17 protein-coding genes and 7 tRNA genes are annotated in these 21,348 nt (G+C 41.2%); 7 read left to right on the forward strand and 17 right to left on the reverse strand.

All coding sequences use genetic code 11. From position 1 onward, the window contains the following. Positions 1 to 40: 40 nt before the first annotated feature. From V7D18_RS07765 to V7D18_RS07800, 8 genes are all read right to left on the reverse strand, one after another. Positions 41 to 778 carry a tRNA1(Val) (adenine(37)-N6)-methyltransferase gene (locus V7D18_RS07765; RefSeq protein WP_426153078.1) on the reverse strand — a complete coding sequence of 246 codons (738 nt, stop codon included), beginning with the start codon at positions 776 to 778 and terminating at the stop codon, positions 41 to 43. Continuing rightward, positions 768 to 1,676: a PSP1 domain-containing protein gene (locus V7D18_RS07770; RefSeq protein ID WP_426153079.1), complete on the reverse strand. Its 909-nt coding sequence runs from the start codon at positions 1,674 to 1,676 to the stop codon at positions 768 to 770. Before V7D18_RS07770 ends, V7D18_RS07765 begins: the two co-directional genes overlap by 11 nt. Positions 1,677 to 1,679: 3 nt before the next feature. Further along, positions 1,680 to 2,669, reverse strand: coding sequence for a DNA polymerase III subunit delta' (holB, locus tag V7D18_RS07775; RefSeq protein ID WP_426153081.1), 990 nt, complete (start codon positions 2,667 to 2,669; stop codon positions 1,680 to 1,682). Between the two features lie 130 nt (positions 2,670 to 2,799). Next, entirely contained in the window at positions 2,800 to 3,894 is a 1,095-nt protein-coding gene (locus V7D18_RS07780) for an alpha/beta fold hydrolase (RefSeq protein WP_426153083.1), read from the reverse strand. A gap of 79 nt (positions 3,895 to 3,973) precedes the next feature. Beyond that, a complete protein-coding gene (locus V7D18_RS07785) occupies positions 3,974 to 5,569 on the reverse strand; it encodes an extracellular solute-binding protein (protein WP_426153085.1) in 1,596 nt (531 codons plus the stop codon). 42 nt (positions 5,570 to 5,611) lie between these two features. Continuing rightward, on the reverse strand, positions 5,612 to 6,523 hold the full coding sequence (locus V7D18_RS07790) for a carbohydrate ABC transporter permease (RefSeq protein ID WP_426153087.1): 912 nt from the start codon (positions 6,521 to 6,523) through the stop codon (positions 5,612 to 5,614). A 10-nt stretch (positions 6,524 to 6,533) separates the two neighbouring features. Next, positions 6,534 to 7,511, reverse strand: a complete 978-nt coding sequence (locus tag V7D18_RS07795; RefSeq protein WP_426153089.1) for an ABC transporter permease — start codon at positions 7,509 to 7,511, stop codon at positions 6,534 to 6,536. Between the two features lie 183 nt (positions 7,512 to 7,694). Further along, positions 7,695 to 9,878, reverse strand: coding sequence for a helix-turn-helix domain-containing protein (locus V7D18_RS07800; protein ID WP_426153091.1), 2,184 nt, complete (start codon positions 9,876 to 9,878; stop codon positions 7,695 to 7,697). A gap of 360 nt (positions 9,879 to 10,238) precedes the next feature. Here V7D18_RS07800 and V7D18_RS07805 point away from each other — a divergent pair, with 360 nt between their 5' ends. The 6 genes from V7D18_RS07805 (at position 10,239) to V7D18_RS07830 (ending at position 18,053) form a co-directional block, all read left to right on the forward strand. Beyond that, entirely contained in the window at positions 10,239 to 11,900 is a 1,662-nt protein-coding gene (locus tag V7D18_RS07805; RefSeq protein WP_426153093.1) for a response regulator transcription factor, read from the forward strand. 15 nt (positions 11,901 to 11,915) lie between these two features. Then, positions 11,916 to 12,950 carry a sensor histidine kinase gene (locus V7D18_RS07810; RefSeq protein WP_426153095.1) on the forward strand — a complete coding sequence of 345 codons (1,035 nt, stop codon included), beginning with the start codon at positions 11,916 to 11,918 and terminating at the stop codon, positions 12,948 to 12,950. Further along, on the forward strand, positions 12,947 to 14,299 hold the full coding sequence (locus V7D18_RS07815) for an ATP-binding cassette domain-containing protein (RefSeq protein WP_426153097.1): 1,353 nt from the start codon (positions 12,947 to 12,949) through the stop codon (positions 14,297 to 14,299). Before V7D18_RS07810 ends, V7D18_RS07815 begins: the two co-directional genes overlap by 4 nt. Positions 14,300 to 14,510: 211 nt before the next feature. Continuing rightward, on the forward strand, positions 14,511 to 15,521 hold the full coding sequence (locus V7D18_RS07820; RefSeq protein ID WP_426153099.1) for a sugar ABC transporter substrate-binding protein: 1,011 nt from the start codon (positions 14,511 to 14,513) through the stop codon (positions 15,519 to 15,521). A gap of 34 nt (positions 15,522 to 15,555) precedes the next feature. Beyond that, positions 15,556 to 17,055 (forward strand): sugar ABC transporter ATP-binding protein, encoded by a 1,500-nt coding sequence (locus tag V7D18_RS07825; RefSeq protein WP_426153101.1) that lies wholly within the window; start codon positions 15,556 to 15,558, stop codon positions 17,053 to 17,055. Then, complete coding sequence (locus V7D18_RS07830; RefSeq protein ID WP_117419983.1) at positions 17,052 to 18,053, forward strand: ABC transporter permease; 1,002 nt, start codon at positions 17,052 to 17,054, stop codon at positions 18,051 to 18,053. The genes V7D18_RS07825 and V7D18_RS07830 overlap by 4 nt, the downstream gene beginning before the upstream one ends. Before the next feature lie 53 nt (positions 18,054 to 18,106). On the opposite strand, the gene V7D18_RS07835 is transcribed toward V7D18_RS07830, so the two are convergent. Continuing rightward, on the reverse strand, positions 18,107 to 18,694 hold the full coding sequence (locus V7D18_RS07835) for a guanylate kinase (protein ID WP_426153103.1): 588 nt from the start codon (positions 18,692 to 18,694) through the stop codon (positions 18,107 to 18,109). Positions 18,695 to 18,715: 21 nt separating this feature from the next. Further along, complete coding sequence (locus V7D18_RS07840) at positions 18,716 to 20,194, reverse strand: aminotransferase class I/II-fold pyridoxal phosphate-dependent enzyme (RefSeq protein WP_426153105.1); 1,479 nt, start codon at positions 20,192 to 20,194, stop codon at positions 18,716 to 18,718. Positions 20,195 to 20,332: 138 nt separating this feature from the next. Between V7D18_RS07840 and V7D18_RS07845 the strand changes: the two genes are divergently transcribed. After that, complete coding sequence (locus V7D18_RS07845; protein ID WP_314463848.1) at positions 20,333 to 20,563, forward strand: hypothetical protein; 231 nt, start codon at positions 20,333 to 20,335, stop codon at positions 20,561 to 20,563. Positions 20,564 to 20,631: 68 nt separating this feature from the next. Here the strand turns inward: V7D18_RS07845 and V7D18_RS07850 are convergent. From V7D18_RS07850 to V7D18_RS07880, 7 genes are all read right to left on the reverse strand, one after another. Continuing rightward, a tRNA-Lys gene (locus tag V7D18_RS07850) sits at positions 20,632 to 20,704 on the reverse strand. Positions 20,705 to 20,707: 3 nt separating this feature from the next. After that, positions 20,708 to 20,780, reverse strand: a tRNA-Phe gene (locus V7D18_RS07855). 44 nt (positions 20,781 to 20,824) lie between these two features. Next, positions 20,825 to 20,898, reverse strand: a tRNA-Met gene (locus V7D18_RS07860). Positions 20,899 to 20,944: 46 nt separating this feature from the next. Then, positions 20,945 to 21,026, reverse strand: a tRNA-Tyr gene (locus V7D18_RS07865). 18 nt (positions 21,027 to 21,044) lie between these two features. Beyond that, positions 21,045 to 21,117 (reverse strand) — tRNA-Thr (locus V7D18_RS07870). Positions 21,118 to 21,157: 40 nt separating this feature from the next. After that, a tRNA-Val gene (locus V7D18_RS07875) sits at positions 21,158 to 21,230 on the reverse strand. 23 nt (positions 21,231 to 21,253) lie between these two features. After that, a tRNA-Asp gene (locus V7D18_RS07880) sits at positions 21,254 to 21,327 on the reverse strand. Positions 21,328 to 21,348: the final 21 nt, after the last annotated feature.

Genomic DNA, 21,348 nt, shown 5'->3' on the forward strand with positions numbered 1-21,348 from the left:
GCTCCCGTTAAAATTCTTTTATTCTTATAATGATTCAGGATTAATACCCGTAAATGGTATAAATCTCATCTGTATACACTCCCGGTTCCTTATAAACAATGACCGGAGCCTCCACCTTGATCATGGATCTCCCACCCCTGACAGCTTCAACAAGAACCATATTGGCCTCTTTATCAGCAAAGGGATGAACCATTTTCATTCGTTTGGGTTCCAGTCCCACACATTTCAATGCTGTTATAATCTCAATCAGCCTGTGAGGCCTGTGAACCAGATAAAAACGCCCTCCCGGCCGAAGAAGCCTGGCAGCTTCCCTGGTCACATCCTCTAACGTACACAGCACCTCGTGGCGGGATATCGCCTTTGGCAGATCGGGATTTTTCAAGCCATGGGAATCATTCATGTAAGGAGGATTTGATGTCACTACATCAAAAGAAGCCGCACCAAACAAACGGCTGGCTTCCTTTATATCTCCTCTGACAATGGTTATTTTATCCTCCAGATGATTCAGTGCCACGCTTCTCGCTGCCATATCGGCCACTTCTTCCTGGATCTCAAGCCCGGTATAATGAATCCCTTCATTCTTAGCTTCCAAAAGAATAGGGATTATTCCCGTCCCGGTTCCAAGATCAACTGCCTTTTCCCCGGGTTTCACTTTCGCGAAGCCGGAAAGCAGAACGGCATCCATTCCAAAACAGAAACCGTCCCGGTTTTGTATGATCTGATAACCGTTCCGCTGAAGGTCATCAATCCGTTCATTGTCTTTAAGCTTAATTGTCATCTAACTTGGATTTTCCCTCTTTCTTTTCCAGTGCTTCCAAAGCCTTTAACTCCTCATCCGTCACCTGAGTCTTCTCTCTGCGGCGTCTGGGCTTAAACCTTAACTGTTCGACTTTGTATTCTCTGATTTCCTTTTCGTCCTTTATCGTAACCACGACCTTAACTAACTGTCTGAGAACACTGACTGAATGAACCTCTCCCTTTAATCCGTCATCAGTGGTCACAAAATCACCCACACCCGGAAGTTTGCTGTTAAGCTCCTCATAGGTTTCTTCCTCATTCTTTAAGCAGCACATAAGCCTTCCGCATACACCGGAGATCTTGGTGGGATTTAAAGAAAGATTCTGTTCCTTTGCCATCTTAATAGAAACCGGTATAAATTCAGAAAGATAAGAGTGACAGCACAGCGTTCTCCCGCAGATACCCACACCTCCTACAATCTTAGTTTCATCCCTGACGCCAACCTGGCGCAGTTCAATCCTGGTTTTAAAAACAGAGGCCAGATCCTTAACCAGCTCCCTGAAATCAATTCTTCCATCTGCTGTGAAATAAAACAGCACTTTATTGTTATCAAAGGTATATTCCGCATCAATCAGCTTCATTAAAAGACCATGTTTTTTAATCTTTTCCCTGCAGATCTTAAATGCTTCCTTTTCCTTTTCGTGGTTCTTTTTCTCCACTTCATCATCTGCCCTGGTAGCCATACGGATTACTGATTTTAAAGGCTGAACCACCTTCTCATCTTCTACCTCACGGGCTCCAAGAACAACGTAACCATACTCAATACCTCTTGCTGTCTCTACTATTACATGATCTCCAGCCTTTACCTCCAGATTTACAGGATCAAAGTAATAGATCTTCCCTGCATTCCGGAATCTGACACCAATAACATTTATCATCAATTAATTCTCCTTCATAACAAGCAGCATAAGCTCCATCGCCAGTTCCATATTTACATTGGCATTTAAACGGACCCTTGCCTTATCTATGGCCTGCAGAATCAGTTCGATTCCCTCATAAGAGCTGGCAGCGCTCATCTCCTTCATTGTATTAAATTCTTCTTTAAAAACAAGAAGATTGATATCCTGTGTTACTTTAAACATTAAAACATCCCGATACCACAGCTGCATAAAATCAAGGCAGTCAGATAAATCCGGATCCTGTTCCTTCAGCTTCCTGGTATAATTTAAGAGTTCCATGATATCCATCTCTTTTAAATGCTTCAGCATATGGATTAACTCCATATACAGCGCCTGAAATTCTTCTGACGCAGCAAGATGAATGGCACGTCCTAAGTTTCCCCTGGCAAAAGCCCCGTATACTTCTGCCCTGCTCTCACTGATCCCCAGCGATCCTGTCAGATAGGAAGTAACAACGCTATCCTTTAACGGCTTTAACTTTAACTGCACGCATCTGGAGAGAATTGTAGGCAAAAATGCCTCCTGATTGGTAGTAAGAAGCATAATAACTACATAGGACGGCGGTTCCTCTATGGTCTTTAACAGGGCATTCTGGGCCTGAACCGTCATCTTTTCCGCCTCATCAACAATATAAATTTTATAATAGCTGCTATAAGGTCGTATCATAATCGTATCCTGTATCTGACTACGGATGTCATCTACACCGATACCGGCTGTTTTTTCATGTGTGACAAAAATAAGATCCGGGTGATTTCCACTCATGACCTGCTTGCAGGCATGACACTGCATACACGGCTCACTGGTCCCTTTTTCACACAGCAAAGTCATGGCAAATGCCTTAGCCAGAGATTTTCTTCCCATTCCCGCTTCTCCAGTGAGAATATATGCATGGGATACATGATTTGATTCAATCGCCTTCTGTAAATGTTCCTTGATTCTCTCATGACCGATAATATCGTGGAAACCTGGCATAGAGACACCTCCCTATCGCTGTTGTATGACCCGTTTTCTTAAAAACCAGCCAGTATCATTATAGCATAGAACGTTTTTCACCACAAGAAAGAAGTATTGGCAAATGTTATCGTATCCAATTAAAATTACATTATTTCATTTCCATACCGCCGCTTAAAAATTTCTCCAGATTTTCTCCATGGAAACAATGACCACCATCCCAGACATCATGATAAATTTCTTTCTCTTTTCCAAACAGACCATAAGCCTTCCGGATCACGTCCAGCTGCTCCAGAACATTTTCCATACCTCTGTATCCGTTTAAATGATCAGATCGGGCAGACTGTACCATCAGGGGTCTGGGCGCCAGTAATGCCCCAATGTCCCCCATATCCACATGCTCCCATAAATGCGGTACATAATTGCAGCTGCAGTTGCCATTCAGCCTTAAAAGAGAATCCGAATATCCATATAAGTATCCGCTTATAATTACCGTTTTAATCCGGTCATCCAACGCAGAAAGCCAGAGCGTCTGCATTCCACCACCAGAGAATCCCACACATCCAATGGACTCCTCATCCCATTCTCCCCGTTCCTTTACATAATCAATCAGCCGCATCAGGTCCCAGGTACACATTCCAATCACGGTCATTCCCAGGGGTTCTGCCATATGAGCAAGATGAAAACAGGTTGAATTCAAAAATTCACTCTCCTCTTCTCCCTGCAGCGCTGCCTCCCTTCTCTCCCCAAATCCCCGGCAGTCAGGGCAGAGAACTGCATAACCAAGTTTTGCCATCATCAGACCATAATTGTAATGAAACAGCTCAATTTTGTCTGCAACAGCAGGAATTTCCCGAACTCCGGCAACGGAATATTTCCCTGCTCCCTGATGACCCGGAGGTGCCAGAAAGCATTTCAGCTTTTCTTCTTTGCGATTTGGGGGTATCAGAACATAGACAGGCATATACACTTCCGGCTCTACCTGAAGGAGAATTTTCTCACGTATAATCCCGTCTTCTATTTCCACACGTTCCAGACATCTGGGGTTTAACGGGCAGTATTCCATGTTCTGCAATCCGATCAGGTTTTTTAACAACTCTCTTGTTTCCTCCTTCCATTTACCATAATCTGTTTTTGTTTCCGCACAAAACCTGTTTTTTCTGCCTTTTTCCTTCATTCTCTTTATAAGCTTCTCTTCACAGGTATAAAACCTGGTAACAGGTATTGTTCTATTCTTATTTTCCATATTCTAACCTTTCATTCATAGATAATATTAAAGTGAAAAACCGGCACAGAAACGATCCTCTGTGCCGGTCTTATACTCATTATTTGGTGGATGAAGCGAACCGGTCATACTGCTGCTGTTTCACTTTCAGCAAATCCTTTAATCCCATGTTGTCAAGCGTAGATAAATAGGAATCAAATGTGCTAAGATCTGTCGTTCCTGTAATAAATGCCACATTCATCTCATCTACATAAGTAGTAATATCAACCAGATATTGGGAAATAATATTCTGCTCATCCTTTGTAGAGTAGATGAAAGGCCATGGCGCCTTGGAAAATTTCTGAAGCTCCTTATCCTTATCAACATGCCATTTTGGAAGAAGTACATCTGTAGCCTCTACCGACTGCTGGGAAGGAAGACATCCTGCATTAATACCAAGCTGCTGAAGCCAGTTGTTATCTGAAGCTTTTTCTGTATAAGCCTTTTTTCCGTCTGCTGATACCGTATAGCTTTCCCCTTCCAGTCCCCATACATAATAATTCTGTGCTTCCTCACTCATGGCATAATCTAAAAACTTAATGGCAAGAAGCGGATCCTTATCAGACTTGCTGACTCCGAATATATTGGCGATTGGGTTTCTTGCCAGATAAAATCCTTTTGATTCTCCGGAAAGAGGTGGAATACCTGCCATAATTCCTTTTTCACCAGTATACTCCGGATATTGCTTACTGTAAAGCTGAGACATCTGCCAGCTGTAATCAAATGTTGCACCAGTTATATTACGTGCACAGCGCTCTGTAATCTGGTCACGGGTAAGAGATGTATATTCTACTTCTAAAAGACCTTCTTTATAAAGACCATTTAAAAAGGTAAGATACTTCTTATAATTCTCAGACTCCGCGGCTGAGTAGTGTACCTTTCCACTCTCATCAGCATAAAAACCATCCACCAGGTTAAGGCCAAAAGCCGGACCAAACATATAAGGAAGATTCTTAGCTGTTACGCTTAATGGGATCTCATCTGTTTTATCTCCATTTCCGTTCATATCATTATCCCTGAACATACGCAGATCTTCTACAAACTCATCCAGCGTGGTTGGTACCGGCAGGCCCAGCTGGTCTAACCACTGCATATTCATCATGGTACACGGCTGGTAATTATCTGTCACAACGGTCTGAGGCACATAATAAATATGACCATCTTCTGCAGTCAGACTGGCTTTTATTGCCGGGTTGCTATCTAGAAACTTTTTGTAATTAGGCATATAATTCATATACTCATCAAGAGGATAGAAAAGTCCCCCGGTAATATAAGTCATATTATCGTCCAGATCAGGAAGTTCCACGATATCCGGAAGATCCGAACCGGATGCCAGCATTGGACTGACGCTGTCCTTATAATTGGTAGGTGAAACAAGAGTCCAGTCAATCGTCACCCCCGCGTTAGAAGCTATTTTCTTAATAATATCTGCGTTGGCATAGTCCACAGTAGAGTACCAGGAATTTTGTGCAAGAATACTGACCTTTGCATCAGGAGTGTTGGTGACCGGTGCAGCTCCCGTATAATTAAATTCAGCCTCTTTGCTTTTTTCCTCTTTTGGTTCCGCCTGGGTTCCCTTTCCTGAACATCCAGATAACGCTGCTGCAGCTATCATTGCAGATAATACTGCCGCTTTCCAATATTCTTTCTTTTTCATTGTAACATCCTCCTCATTTTTATTATATATAATCAAACATGATTATCCTTTTACTGCTCCCAGCATGGTCCCTTTCACCAGATACTTCTGTATAAAAGGAGTAAGGCATACAATTGGCACCATAGATAAAACAATGCAAACGTATCTGATCTGAATGGTAGACTGGGCTGCTGCACTGGCAGCTGTTGCATTGCCGGAAGCCTGCATGATCTCTGTAGAAGCCATCAGAAGAATTCTTCGAAGAAACAACTGTAAAGGCTGAAGATTCTGCTTTCCGATATAAAGCAGTGCACTAAAGAAATCATTATAGCGTGCCACTGCATAATACAGAGTTAAAACAGCCAATGTGGGCTTCACTAATGGAATTGCAATTTTTACTAAGATCTGAAGGTCATTTGCTCCTTCAAGATAGGCATTTTCAAATAATTCCTCAGCAATGCCTTCAAATGCAGAACGGCAGATCATTACATTATAAGCACTGACCAGAACTGGAAGTATCATGGCCAGTCTGCTGTTATACAAACCAAGCCCCGTCACGACCAGATAACCAGGTATAAGTCCACCTGAAAAATACATGGTAAATGCCAGAAGAAAATTCATTTTCTTTCTTAAGAAAAACCGTTTTCTGGAAAGCGGATAGGCTGCCAGACAAGTGAATACGATATTTAAAAAGGTTCCCGTAATTGTATAATAAAATGTATTTCCATAAGAAATCCAAAGATCCTTATAAGACATAACCATCCGGTAAGTATCCAGATTTATGTCAACCGGAAGCAGCGTTATTAATCCCTTGTTCACAGCTTCACCAGAGCTTAAGGAAATGCTCACAACATATACAAAGGGATACAGAGTAATACAGACTGCTGCCACAATCAATACCCAGATGCAGATATCAAACAGTTTATCTGTAATACATTCATTCTTAAACTCAGTCCATGTGCTTTTCTGATTCATCTCTTCCTCCTTACCAAACCGATGTTTCTGTCAGTTTTCTGCTCAGCCTGTTTGCCGTAAACACGATGACAAAACCGATCAGAGAATTAAACAGTCCCACTGCTGTGGCATAGCTATAATTCTGACTTCCTATACCCTGCCTGTAAACATAGGTAGAAATTACATCTGCCGTATCATAGATTCCGGAATTATAAAGCAGATAAACCTTCTCAAATCCCACATTCAGGAGATTTCCCAGTGACATAATGAGTAAAAGCACGATGGTTGGTTTAATGCTGGGCAGTACCAGGTAACGTATGGTCTGAACCTTGCTGGCACCATCCACCTTCATTGCTTCATAAAGTTCCGGCGCAACGCCCATAATTGCAGCTACAAAGATAATGGAATTAAACCCAAAACTCTGCCAGGAACCGGATATAACATAAACAGCCCGAAACCATTTAGGCTCTCCCAGGAAGTTGATTGCAGTCCCTCCTGCCTTAACTATCAGCTGGTTAATAATTCCGCTGGAGGGTGATAAGAAGTTTGTTATCATTCCGCAGATTACTACTGTAGAGATAAAATAAGGCAGATATGTAATAATCTGAGTCCCTTTCTGCAAATACTTATTTTTTAACTGAGTAATACACAGTGCAAAAATAATGGGAATTGGAAACCCAAATATTAATGAATAAAATGACAGTAAAAAAGTATTGCGGATCAACCGGAACGCATAAGGCGAATTAAAAAACTGAATAAACCACTTCAGCCCCACAAAGGTTCCTGTATAAAGGCCCGTCATTCCGCTGCCCGCCTTAAATTGTGTAAACGCCATTACAAGACCTGTCATAGGCAAATAGGCGAATATGAGATAATAGATCAAAACTGGTGCAAACATCAGCAGCAGATATTTATCTCTCTTTACATTTTTACGAAAAAGCATTTTTTTCTCTTCTTTTGAGAGTTTTTTTATCTCTGGCTCCGCTTTTTTTCTGGCAAGCACATTCATTTCTTTTGTCCCCTTCCATTTGATGAGTTATGAGTAAATTGTATAATTTGCCTTGTTTTTTTACTAGTTTCACTTTTTTCAAAGGCATTTTGCCCACAAAAAATGAATGAATCAAAAAAGGAAGCCATATTTACTATCCTTTTTTGATTCATTCCATGTTTTATATCCCGTTTATTTGTTTAATTATAACGAATCCTCGTCCGTTGTTTTCTCTCCCCGGAAGTCACTTGGGTTACACTCCATAATTGCTTTAAAATTTCTTCTGAATGTCAGCATGTTGGTATAGCCACATTCTTCCGCTATTTTCTCAAGGGGAAGAGACGAATTCTTTAGTAGATCAATTGCATGGGAAATTCTTCGCTCCTGTACATATTTTAAATAGGTCATACCAAACCGCTTTTTCACCAAAGCAGTCACATATTTACTGCTTACCGAAAAATGATCCGCTATCTGGGTAAGGGAAAGGTCCGGATTTCTGTCGTTTTTATTGATATACTCAATTAATTCCATATCATTCTGGAAATATTCCTCTCTTAATTCCTCAGAGTGGTCCATTTCAATAAAAAGCCCCTCCACCAGATTACTATAATATCCAATAACCTCATCCATTGTACGGTAAGAGGGGCAGACATCCACTCTTCTCAAAGGAATGCCGCACTGATCCCATATTGCCTGCATGGCTTTTACAACTGTAACATAAAGTTCGCTTAACAGCAGCTTTCCCGCATAAACAGAATTATCAAATTCCATCTGGTTTTTCTTCTCAATTTCCTCAAAGAAATGACTGATCGACTCCCGGTCCCTGTCCTTCATCCCCTTTGTCAGCTGTTTCACTCCATCTTTTGGAAAATAATAATTCATGGAACAATCTGACCGTGGATCATGGAAATAGATAGACCCTCTTCCCTCCCATAAAATCTTTTCAAGAGCCAGTGTTGCATTGTCACAGGAAACAGAAATCTCTTCCAGTTCTTCCTTTACTTCATCTGCTCCAATGGTCACCATGCACCTGGAATCCAGGGTCTTTTTCATTTTATCAAAAAACTCATAGAGCTTATCTTCCAGACGCTCTCCGTTATTGCTGTTAAAAATAAGATAGACATGTAAGGAATCCTTCTTATAAGAAAGAATCTTAAATTCCTCATCTGATTCCTGTTCTGCCAACAGTGAAATCGCCTTTACCGCTTTCTTTGCCTCATCCTTACTCCATCTTTCTCCATAATATAAATCAACCATTGCAGCCAGAAAAAATACCCGTTTTAACTGAACAAAATCAGTTAAAAATTCTTTATTACCGGATTCCCCGTCACTTCCGAGAATCAGGCTGTGAAGAATTCCCTGGCTGGCATAGGGTGACATGTTATGAACCTGCTGCATATACCCATTACGCTCTCCAAGAAGATCAACCACACCGGAGACAATTTTTTCTGCTTCGTTTTTTCCCTCTTTCCTGTCTTTCCCTACTAAAAGCCTGATTTTCTCAAACGGGGATGAATACCGGTTTGTAAAGAAGTAAGCAAGAATCAGATACCCCAGGCAGATAACGAACCCAAAAAGCAAAGCAAAAGAGCCCATATCAGACAGCTCAAAACCAAACTTGTCTTTATCTGCTATGATTTCATATGAAATTAAATTACTTACCTGAGAAGTCTGTTTAAAGATTCTGCCATCCTCTATTCCGGCCTTAATAACAGGTTTTCCATTATAGTAAACTGCATATCCCCGTGCTTCCCCCAAAGCAGATTTAAGCATGTCTTCTATCTTCTGATTATCAAACAGAACACAGATGATTCCTCTCTCTGATCCCGATCCATATTGATAGACTCCGCTGTATATCAGATATTTTTTAAAAAATGTCAGCTGGCTGTTATTCATGTTTAAGCAGGTATTTAAATCCGTGACTGCCAAACGGTCTTCTGACCACACTGATAAATCAACTTTGTCAGATAAATGAATAACCTCATCGCTCGTATATATCTTATTATATTTATTCAACATCAAAACAACATCAGAGATATTAAAATCATCGCCAGCAGTTTTCTGAGAACGTATATCATTCAATACCTGATATAAAAGATAAGAATCAACCGGATTTTGCATCTGAACTGTCATATACAGTTTATTAATCAAAGAGGAATTATTTAGATTTGTTATTATATTCTGGGCGCTGTATATCTGCTGATCCATCCCATTGGCAAATGCCTGGGCCTTGGTCTCATAGTATTTTACAGCCTGATTTTCCTTCACCTTCACAGCTTCAAAAATTACTGTGACAGAGTATATAAGAAAGCTTAATATAATTATCAGACAGTAGGACAAAAACATATTTTTAAAGAATCTGCTCTTACGGGCCTCCATAGCATTCATATTTTGATCACCTTATTCTACCCCTTACATTTTCTATCGTTTTTTCACTGTACAAAATCTCATTTATAATATACCAAACCCGCTGATTGATAGCAAGGACATTCACCCGGTCTCATATTCACCATCCAAATATCAAACTTCTAATAGTAAAATTCTATGGTATATTATTTATCTGAGAATGAATTTGGATTATTTTATGCATATTCGATATAATTTTAACGATTTTAATCTTTTACAAAAGCATTATTACATAATATTAAGGTATTATTTTTCAATTTTGTGGTGTTTTATACAATTTCCAACATTTTTCAACACTATTTATGTTGAGAATATCTCAATCGTGAAGTATACTTAACATAAATGGCAATACTGTTAAAAATGACAAGACGGGAGATGATTGCAATTTTAGGAATGGTTATTGCAGACGATGAAAAAAAGATCTGTAAGCTCATCGAATATTTAGTTAATTGGGATGAAATTGGCATCCGGCTGCTGGGAACCGCATACGACGGTTTAACTGCGCTGCAGCTGATCAATGAAAAGAAACCGGATATTCTTCTTACAGATATCCGAATGCCTGGAATGGATGGACTTCGTCTGATTGAAGAAGCAAAAATGCAGAATGAGATTCTCAAATGCATCATCATCAGCGGATATAAAGACTTTCAGTATGCCCAGCAGGGAATGAGATTTGGAGTGCGGGACTATCTGTTAAAACCAATCAATCAGGAAGACTTAACTCGCACATTAAAAAAGCTGGTTAAGGAAACCCAGGAACAGATGTCCATACAATCCTCGCATATGCGTCTTGAGGAGACTTTAAAGAGTTATACCGGAACATTTAAACACCTGTTTTTAAAGACTGTTTTACAGAAACAGCTAAATGAACAGGAGGAAAATATACTGCAGGAAGTTGAGAAAATCAATGCTGCTGATATCATGAAAAATTCAGCACGGTGCATTGCAGTAAAACCCAATATCAGTTACAGGGAATTTACAGAGGAAAGTTACCAGCTTCTGACGGAGAAAACTCTTGAAATAGCAGAAGTGGAATTTTCATCCCATAACTGGATCTGGATCTCAGAAGTGACTGGGGAAGGAATATTCTTTCTTCTTTTTTATGATGCTTTGGACCGGAAAGAGCTGCTGGAATCCATAAACCACATAAAAGAGCGCGTTCTCAGTCTTCAGGATCTGTTTCCCAGACTCTATTTTAATGCTGTCGTCAGCGAGCAGGCTGACAGCTCTATCCAGTTGATTCACCGGATTAAGGAGAGCCGGATTGCCATAGGAAACCGCTTTCTCACAGGTTTAAATACGGTCTCAGAGATTAAACCACCTGCTGCAAAACCAGCAGAATCAGGATCTGTTGACACCAGAATCTCTAAACTGCTGGAGGACAAACCAGACGCCTTTGACATGGCTGAGATTAAAAAATGTGTGGAAGCCGCAAAGCGTATAATGAAAGCCGAAGACATTACATCCTGCCTGCAGGTAAAGAAAAATCTTTTGCTGCTTCTAAACTATTACCTTAAGGGATTCAAGCAGCTGGATTCCACCCTGGAAGAACACGAAAAGGAAGCGTGGTTTTCTGAAATGTATGAGCACTGTACAAGTCTGGAGCAGACCTTCCGTCTTTTAGAAGATACTCTCTGTGAAACTCTTAAAAATGTAATGGATCATCTGAAAAACAGGGAAATTAAACCGGTTATCTATGCCAAGCATTATATAGAAGAAAATAAGGGAATTAATATTAAACTGGAAGAGCTGGCCAAAAATACAGGATTCAGTTACACCTATTTCTCCTCTCTATTCAAAAAAGAAACAGGGAAAACATTATCAGAGTACATCCAGATGGTACGGATTGATACTGCAAAAAAACTATTGACCGAAAAGGAAAGAAGCATCAGCGAGGTTGCCGAACTGGCCGGTTATAATGATATAAAATTTTTCACCAGACAGTTTAAAAAGACACTTGGCGTATCGCCCAATGAATACAGGAAATTATTTACAAACCGATAGCTGGGAGGAATCCGATTGAAAAAGCAATGGCTGAAAAACCGGTTCAATTTATGGATCGGTACTCTGATATCCTGGAACATTCTTTCTCTCCTTCTGCTTTTCCTGATTCTTATGGCGAACCACACACAGGAATCATATCTTGCTGTGTTCCTGGTCTTATTCATGGGCCTTGGACTATTTTCAATTCTCCTTTGGGGAAAGGCACGAATATGGGAACCCCTGCATTCAATGGAAAAGCAGGCAGAGCTTTTTAATAATGGAATCATTTTCACAGAGCTCTTTAAAAGTCTGGAAGGAATATCTCCCAGCTTTGATGAATTGTTATCAGGAATCCATACCAGTCTGGATAAAGATAAAATGATAGAAAATGCAAAACAGCAGGCCCGTTACCTGGCTTTACAGAATCAGATCAACCCGCATTTTCTCTATAATGTACTGGAATCCATACGTTCCGACGCCATTATGGCAGGCGTACCGGAAATTGGAAAAATAGCCGAAGCACTGGCCGTCTTTTTCCGCTACACGACTTCCAATATGGAAAGCCTGACAACGCTGGAAGAGGAGCTTTCCAATGTCAAAAATTATTTTATAATTCAAAAATACCGGTTTGAGGAAAAGCTTTATCTGGATATCCTGCTGCCGGAGGAGGAAGATCTTTTAAAGGCCAGAATTCCCAAACTTACGCTGCAGCCAATTGTGGAAAATGCAATTAAACATGGATTAGAGCCAAAAGTTGAGGGAGGAAAGGTGGTCATTGACATTGACCACAGCGATACCATCCTATATATATCAGTATCAGACGACGGCATCGGCATTGACGATGCTGCCCTGGAACACTTAAATGATACGCTGCTGCATATGGCTGGGGGCAATGGCTCCGTCAGAGAGGATAAAAAAGGCGGGATTGCACTGAACAATGTAAATTCCAGAATACGCCTTCTTATGGGGGAGGAATATGGAATTCATCTGTTCAGTTCTCCCGGTGCGGGAACAGAGGTTTCCCTTACACTTCCCTATATACTTGATGAAACAGAAAGGCTGGGATCATGAAACAGGAAGTACTGCGATACGAAAATATCTACTGTTCTGAAGGAAATCAGACTTTACTCAAGGGACTCTGCCTGCGTGCCTTTCAGGGACAGATCTGCTGTGCCATAATTCCTAATTTAATCGAGAAACAGAATTTTCTAAGTTTGCTGGAAGGTACCCTGAAACCTGACTCCGGCTGGATCTATTGGAATGGGGAGAAGCTAAACTCTTTCCGTTCTCAGGATCAGATCCGAAAACAGACCGCTTTTATCGGCAGGAATCGCGGGGTCTTTTCACAGCTGAGTGTTGAAGAAAATATATTTGTGGCAAACAGCAGAGTCTTCTGGTGGAACCGCGCCGCCGCTCTCTGCCGGAAGGCTCCTGATCTGTTCGAAGAACTGGACTTATCTCTGCCCGTTACTCCCAAAGCCCACACACTGGACTACGGCAGACAAAAGCAGATTGAACTTCTGCGTGCTTACGTATCGGGAAGAAAGCTGGCAGTCATCACAGATCTGGAGATGTTTTTATCAGAGGATGAGATGAAAGACTTTTTTGATCTGTCCGTTAAATTAAAAATGAAAGGCATGACTTTTCTCTATATTTCAGGAAGTGATTCCTCTCTATGGAAACATGCTGATGAAATCACCATTATAAAAAAGGGAAGGTCCATCAGCCGTGTGAACCCCAGTCATTTTATTCAGTCGTCAAACGTACCAATCATTACGGATGACCATGACATCAGTGACTTAAAGCTTAACCCCGTTCTTTCCTTAACCCGGTATGTAAAGGGAGGGGAATTGTTAAATATACTGGATGTGAATTCCGCAGAATGCAGTCATGCCATTTCCATACTGGAAGACTGCCGGTCAATAACGGCAAAAGCCATTATTTCCAACAGATATGATACTATTTTTCGTTCCGTTTTAAATGAAATTGTTTTTATTGAAGCAAGACCCCTGGATGAGATGATATTTACCGATATGACCATCATGGATAATCTTATCTTTATGCTCATGCAAAAAAAAGCAGGCATTCAGTTTAAGAAATCCTATCGAAAACTGGTTAAAAATATGACTGAGGGGATTTTTACGGAAAAAGAACTGTCAACAAAAGCGGATAAAGTCTGTGATGAATGCAAGCTGAAGCTGATTTACTACAGGTGGATTTTCCTTCGCCCAAAAGTAATGGTATGCATCAAACCGTTTTCATCCATTGATTTTCAGCTTCGATCCCTGACGATCAGTCTTCTTGAAGAATCATTAAGATCCGGGATTGCTGTTATACTCATTACAAACCATATGACAGAAGCATATACCATGAAAGGAAAACATCTTACAGTAGAGAATGGGCGTTTATATACCGATTAACGGTTCTCATTTCTCAATGTCTTATTCATTAAAAAGGCCTAATTCTGTCAGGCTTTTTTTTATCCCGCATTTCGTAAGATATCGAAACATCTACCCCCTTACAGCGCAAATTATACCATTGTCTTATTGTGTTTTTGCCTATAAAATAGTAATTACATTGAATCATTTTATGCAACTTGTATAATACGTGTTGTGAAAGGAGATTAAAAACATGAAAAAAAGAATCTTATCCATGATGTTAGTATCTGCCCTGCTGGTATCTGCTACCGGCTGCGCAGGGAAAAAAGCAGAAACTCCGACAGCCAGCAGTGAAGCTGCCTCCTCCTCTGCTTCTGCTTCTGATTCTGCTTCTGCTACTACAGGAGATATCAAAGTTGGCGTAATCTTAAAAACACTGTCCAGCGAATACTGGAGCTATGTAGCAGCCGGAGTAAATGCAGCCTCAAAGGATTTAGGCGTTAGTGTTGATCTACAGGGACCTGCTTCAGAAACCGCATACGACGAACAGAACAATATGATTGAAACCATGCTGGCGGGAGGCATCGATGCATTTGTAATTTCCCCCCTCCAGTCAGAATCAGTTGCCAGTGTAATCGGTGATGTAAAGATTCCGGTGATTACCGTTGATACAGATGCTGAGATCCCTGGAAAAGTAGCCTTTGTCGGAACCGGTAATGACAAAGCAGCCTATCAGGGCGGATTATTTGCTGCAGAAAAAGCCGGTAAAGGAACAAAAGCAGTTATTATCGGTGGTGTTGAAGGAAACGCAACCAGCGATGCCAGACAGGCCGGTTACACCCGGGCTATGGAAGAAAACGGAATAGAGATCGTTTCCGTACAGTATGCCCAGTCAAATCCTGATACCGCTGCCAATGTTATGGAAAATATGATTACTGCCCAGAGCGGTGACATTCAGATTGTATTATGTCATAACGATGATACTGCTGCAGGAGCTGCAACCGCCTGCAAACAAAGCGGATTAAAAGATGCAGTTATTGTTGGATTTGATGGAAATCAGAGCGGCGTTCAGAATATTATTGACGGAACCATTTCCGCCACATGTGCCCAGTCTGCCTACACCATGGGTTATAAAGCAGTAGAAACTGCAGTCAAATCAGTAAAGGGTGAGACTGTAAAATCCTTTGTTGATACCGGCTGTGAAGTTATTTCCTCCGACAATGCAAAAGACTATTTAGAAAAATTGAAAGGCTATTTAAAATAACCTGCTTGTAAGAAACAGAAAGGGTTGAACTGCTATGAGCTTAATGGAACTGAAACATGTGACGAAACGCTTCCCGGGAGTTGTGGCTCTGCGCAATATGTCACTGGATATTAAACCAGGTGAAATTCATGGACTGATCGGCGAAAATGGTGCCGGTAAATCCACGCTGATTAAAGTACTGACCGGGGTGTATACCCCGGAGGAAGGTACTCTCATCATGGATGGAAAAGAAGTCTCCTTTAGAAATCCCAGGGAGGCGGCCGCCCATGGAATAGCATGTGTTTACCAGGAACTTAATATTGTACGTCTTCTGTCAGTGACAGATAATATATTTATCAATAAAGCGTTGAAGAAGAAGAACAGCCCGTTCCTGGAATATGACAAGATGCATGAGAGAGCACATGATGTGATGCTGTCACTGGGACAGGATATTGATGTTAAAAAAGAATGTGGTTCCTATGGTATGGGAATACAGCAGATGGTTGAGATAGCAAAGGCTGTTTTAATTGACGCAAAGCTGATCATAATGGATGAACCCACCTCCAGTCTTGGAGAAAAAGAGGTTGCCCAATTAATGAAAACCGTCCGCTCATTAAAGGAAAAAGGGATATCCATCCTGTTTGTTTCCCACAAGCTGGAAGAACTCTTCGAACTATGCGACCGGGTAACCGTTATGAGAGATGGAGAGCATATCCTTACAAAGGACATTTCAGAAATGAACAATGACTCTCTGATTTCCGCCATGGTAGGAAGAACTCTGGATAACCAATACCCAAAGATGGAGACAACAAGAGGCAAAGAAGCCTTAAGAGTGGAACATTTAAACTCAACCGGAATTTTAAAGGACGTGACCTTCCATGCCAATTACGGAGAAATTCTTGGTTTTGCCGGTCTGGTAGGAGCTGGGCGTACAGAAACGTTCCGTGCCATATTCGGTGCTGACAACCACGATTCCGGAACTATTTATATTAATGAAAAACCTGCCACCATAAAATCTCCAAAGGACGCAATCCGCCAGGGCATCGCATTTTTAACAGAGGACCGGAAAGGCCAGGGTCTTGTTCTGACCCAGTCTGTACGTACCAATCTCATTCTCAGTTCCATGAAAAAATGTAAAAAAGGACTCTTTCTGGATGAGAAACACATAGACCAGCTAACCGGAGAAAATGTAGACGGTTTAAAAATTAAAATATCAGATTCAAAAGAAGCAGTAGGGCAGCTGTCCGGAGGAAATCAGCAGAAAGTAGTAATCGGCAAATGGATTAATACAAATGCAGATATATATATCTTTGACGAACCCACCAGAGGCATTGATGTAGGTGCAAAAGTTGAAGTTTATAACATCATGAACAACTTAATAAAAGCTGGTAAATGTGTGATTATGATTTCTTCTGAACTGCCTGAAATTATCGGAATGAGTGACAGAGTCATTATAATGAGAGAAGGAAAAATCATGGGTGAGCTTTCAAGAGACAATGATTTACTGAATCAGGAAACCATTATGAAAGCCGCCTGGGGAGGTGCTATACAATGAAAACAAAAAAAATGAAAGACATAGTCAGTAAGGCAGCTCCGCTGTTGGCACTGATCCTGTTGTTTATGATTCTGTCAATGGCAACAGACAAATTTCTTACAATGAATAACATGATGAATATCTTAAGACAGACGGCCGTTAACGGCCTTATCTCCGCAGCCATGCTGGTTGTACTGATTACCGCAGGCATCGATCTGTCTGTAGGCGCAAATGCTATATTGTGCGCCTGTGTAATGGGTATGCTCAAAAATTCACTGGGGATCACAAATCCATTTATCCTGATACTGGCCTGTATCATCACCGGACTTTGTGTTGGTTTTCTGAATGGACTTCTGTTGACCAAAATGCATCTTCCTCATCCCTTTGTATCGACTCTGGGTATGAAAAATGTACTTTGCGGCCTTGCTCTTTTAGTCGTAGCAACAAAAACCATCTCCGACTTTCCCGCAGGTGTTACTTTTTTAGGCTCCTCCAACCTGTTCAAATCAGCCGATGGATTTTCCGGAATCCCTCTGTGTTTTGTAGTTCTTATATTGATTTATGGAGTGTACCATTTCTTTTTAAATAAAACAGCACTGGGCCGAATGATCTATTGCGTAGGCGGAAATCCGGAAGCAGCCCGCTTATCCGGTATTAATTCGGACAACGTTCTGATCTTTGTTTACAGCTTATCTGGCTTCATGTGTGCCATTGCCGGTCTCGTAATCGTAGGACGTTCTGCAGTGGCAAATCCATCTGCAGCCATATCTCCCTATGATACAGATGCCATTGCAGCATGTATCATAGGCGGCGCCTCCTTCATGGGCGGAAAGGGAACCATCTGGGGAACATTAATCGGCGCACTGATGATCTCAACCATACGTAACGGGCTGACACTTCTTAATACTTCCAGCTCCGTTCAATATATCGTCATCGGTATGGTTATTATCGCAGCTGTATTTATCGATGTAACAAGATCCCGCATGGAAGCAAAAGCCAGAAGACTGGCGGCAAAATAAATATAAAAATGCTCTCTGACGTTATCATCAGGGAGCATTTTTACTATTAATATTTATATATTCTTTTTAATCTGCTCTGTAATCTTATCCAGGCAACCATCCAGCTCATCATTACGAAAACGGACTTGAATGCCGCACCGAAGAAGGTTTTCTTCCTTAAAATCCTCTTCATCCGCAAGAAATCTTCTGCATACTTCTTTATATTTAGGTACTTCCTGGCATCTTTCTCTCTCTATTGAACGCAGTAAGCGCTCTCTGTCATCCACCTCTACATAAATAGGGTACAAATACTCCTTCCCAAAATAATCCCTGGTTCTCTCATAAGACTCCAGCGTACCTATCATAAGATAAATACCATGACCCGACCGGTCAAACTGCCCATCGTCAACGGTAAAATAACTCCATGGTCCATATATGGTTTCGTAAGTACGTTCTTCAATCAATTTTTCTTCTTTCCGGAATTGTTCCAACTCTTCCCTGTTTGTAAAGAAATATTCTACCCCGTTTACTTCCCCATCCCGAATCGGTCTTGTTGTATATGGGATAATTGTTTTTAAAACCGGAATTCTCTCCAGAAGTTTTTTATAAATAGTATCCTTCCCGGAAGCACTTTTACCCATAATATAAAATATCCTGCTCATCGTTCACTACTCCAAATTTTATTATTTAACTGCATCGTCCATAATGTAAATATACTCCGCATTTTCATCTTCCAATCCCTGCACAGGAAGCTCCATCTCCTTATATGCTATAATCAGATCGATCAATTCCTTTTTTAAGACCTCACCGGGAGCAATAATCGGAATCCCGGGGGGATAGATATAAACAAATTCCGCCGAAACCCGATCTGCAGCATCTTTTAAAGATACTTTCCTTCTACATGAATCCATCCCCTGTGCTATGGTAGCCCGGCATTCCGGTCTGACCTTAAAATCACCAAACTCTTCCGCTTTATTTATTCTGCATGAGTATCCCCTTGTCTCCTTCCCTGCCTGGGAATCTATATCCAATAATGCCTGAGAAAGCCGTTCATAGCCTTCTTGCGTATCAGCCAGGGTCAAAATCCCCGTTACATAATCAGGACCGCACATCTCCATTTCCAAATGATACTCTTCCCTTAATAAATAGTTCAGCTCAGCTCCTGTAAGGTTTGATTCTCTAGTAGATACTATCAGCTTTGAGAGATCAACATCATATACGCCAGACTGACTCTTCACCTCTTCATTCAGAATCTTTAAATAAGAAAGCCCTTTCAGCCCCTCCCTTAATCCCATTATCCTCTCATAAAACTCTTTCATACAATCCTGTCCCTGCTCAGCCATAAAACCAATACAGTTATCTACAGAGGCTAACAGAACGTAAGAAGGACTGCTTGTCTGATACATATGCACGTACCGGTCCAGCCTGTCCATATTTACATATCCACTCTTTACATGCATAACTGCCGTCTGTGTAAGAGAAGGAAGCGTCTTATGCAGACTCTGAATTACCACATCTGCGCCAAGCTCTATGGCAGAAACAGGAAAGCCTTCCCCTTTTCCAAAAGAGAAATGTGCCCCGTGGGCTTCATCAACAATCAAAGGTAAATCAAATTTATGAACTATATCTGCAAGCGTCCTGACATCCGATACTATCCCATCGTAAGTCGGCGATACCACAAGCACAGCTTCCACTTCCGGATGGTTTTTCAACATTTTTTCCATCTCTTCAGGAAGTATTCCACCCTGAAGGCCAAATCCCACAATCAATTGTGGATAAATATATTCTACTTTTAAATCGTTGAGGAAAACTCCATGATAAGCGGACTTGTGGCAATTTCTGCTCATTAAAATGGTGCCGCCCCTGGATACCGTCCCGCTTATAGCACTTAATATTCCACAGCTGCTTCCATTCACAAGATAATAGGTCCTGTCACTTTTGTATACCTTCGCAGCCCAATCCATTGACTCCCTTAATATTCCCTGTGGATGATGCAGATTATCAAATCCATCAATCTCCGTAATGTCAATAGAAAAAGGATTGGTAAATTTCTTACTAAATGATTCTTTCCATTGCCTCTTATGCCCTGGCATATGAAACGGATAAAAATCTGAATTGCCATATTCCATTAATTGTTCTAATAGATCGGTTTTTTGACACACTTCACGAACCGCCTCTCTTAATGACTCAATGATCAGTTTTAGTAAACCAGCCCTTTTAGTATATCATTCTTATCCCATCTTTACAATTTTTTCTCACAGGGTTATAATAACGTGGAAACAGGAAGGAGAACACCAATTATGAGACTGATAGAATTTAAAATGGAACGCCCCGGTCTTGTATCCGCTGGGGATGAAGTCCAGATCATCGAAAGGGAAGGTACCAGCAGCTACAGTTATATCATAGATCCTGCAGTTGCCATGTCCGGATGCTATATGGGCCGTGACCGCATTAAATCAGATCATGGAATTGTGAAAGAGATCAAGCATAACGACAGAGGATATTATGTAATTGTAGAATTCGATGAATAGTAATTCTTTCATCGAATATTTTTTTACATGATAAAAGCCCTGAAACATCTCTGTTTCAAGGCTTGTCCTGAGACACCGGGGATTCGAACCCCGGACAACTTGATTAAAAGTCAAGTGCTCTACCACCTGAGCTAGTATCCCATATGCCCAAAGCCGGAATCGAACCAGCGACACGAGGATTTTCAGTCCTCTGCTCTACCAACTGAGCTATCTGGGCTCATGTGTAAAAAACACATTATCCATAAAAAATACCAACAAAAATTGCGGGGGCAGGATTTGAACCTGCGACCTTCGGGTTATGAGCCCGACGAGCTTCCAGACTGCTCCACCCCGCGTTATTCAATTATATTATATGCAGTGATTAGAATTTTAATCACTAAATGGATGGAGATGGATTCGAACCATCGAAATCGTCGATAACAGATTTACAGTCTGCCCCCTTTGGCCACTCGGGAACCCATCCATATTTATTTTTGATACAAGCCGATGATCGGACTCGAACCGATAACCTGCTGATTACAAATCAGCTACTCTGCCAATTGAGCCACATCGGCACAACTCTTCTCATGTATGATATAACACTTGCATACAGAATGGGACCTATAGGGCTCGAACCTATGACCCTCTGCTTGTAAGGCAGATGCTCTCCCAGCTGAGCTAAGATCCCATAATCAAAATTCAGTTGTACAACGACCCGGATGGGATTCGAACCCACGACCTCCGCCGTGACAGGGCGGCGCTCTAACCAGCTGAGCCACCGGGCCAAACCTTTTTGAAGGTTATTA

This window comes from Lacrimispora sp. 38-1 (assembly GCF_049890855.1).
Lineage (GTDB): Bacteria > Bacillota > Clostridia > Lachnospirales > Lachnospiraceae > Lacrimispora.

Excerpts from the sequence above, each read along its gene's own strand:
- V7D18_RS07815 (WP_426153097.1), top strand. The coding sequence starts at position 12,947 with ATGAAACAGGAAGTACTGCGATACGAAAATATCTACTGTTCTGAAGGA.
- V7D18_RS07820 (WP_426153099.1), top strand. The coding sequence starts at position 14,511 with ATGAAAAAAAGAATCTTATCCATGATGTTAGTATCTGCCCTGCTGGTA.
- V7D18_RS07780 (WP_426153083.1), bottom strand. The coding sequence starts at position 3,894 with ATGGAAAATAAGAATAGAACAATACCTGTTACCAGGTTTTATACCTGT.
- V7D18_RS07805 (WP_426153093.1), top strand. The coding sequence starts at position 10,239 with ATGGCAATACTGTTAAAAATGACAAGACGGGAGATGATTGCAATTTTA.
- V7D18_RS07770 (WP_426153079.1), bottom strand. The coding sequence starts at position 1,676 with ATGATAAATGTTATTGGTGTCAGATTCCGGAATGCAGGGAAGATCTAT.
- V7D18_RS07800 (WP_426153091.1), bottom strand. The coding sequence starts at position 9,878 with ATGAATGCTATGGAGGCCCGTAAGAGCAGATTCTTTAAAAATATGTTT.
- V7D18_RS07835 (WP_426153103.1), bottom strand. The coding sequence starts at position 18,694 with ATGAGCAGGATATTTTATATTATGGGTAAAAGTGCTTCCGGGAAGGAT.
- V7D18_RS07830 (WP_117419983.1), top strand. The coding sequence starts at position 17,052 with ATGAAAACAAAAAAAATGAAAGACATAGTCAGTAAGGCAGCTCCGCTG.
- V7D18_RS07845 (WP_314463848.1), top strand. The coding sequence starts at position 20,333 with ATGAGACTGATAGAATTTAAAATGGAACGCCCCGGTCTTGTATCCGCT.
- V7D18_RS07785 (WP_426153085.1), bottom strand. The coding sequence starts at position 5,569 with ATGAAAAAGAAAGAATATTGGAAAGCGGCAGTATTATCTGCAATGATA.
- V7D18_RS07790 (WP_426153087.1), bottom strand. The coding sequence starts at position 6,523 with ATGAATCAGAAAAGCACATGGACTGAGTTTAAGAATGAATGTATTACA.
- V7D18_RS07795 (WP_426153089.1), bottom strand. The coding sequence starts at position 7,511 with ATGAATGTGCTTGCCAGAAAAAAAGCGGAGCCAGAGATAAAAAAACTC.
- V7D18_RS07765 (WP_426153078.1), bottom strand. The coding sequence starts at position 778 with ATGACAATTAAGCTTAAAGACAATGAACGGATTGATGACCTTCAGCGG.
- V7D18_RS07825 (WP_426153101.1), top strand. The coding sequence starts at position 15,556 with ATGAGCTTAATGGAACTGAAACATGTGACGAAACGCTTCCCGGGAGTT.
- holB (WP_426153081.1), bottom strand. The coding sequence starts at position 2,669 with ATGCCAGGTTTCCACGATATTATCGGTCATGAGAGAATCAAGGAACAT.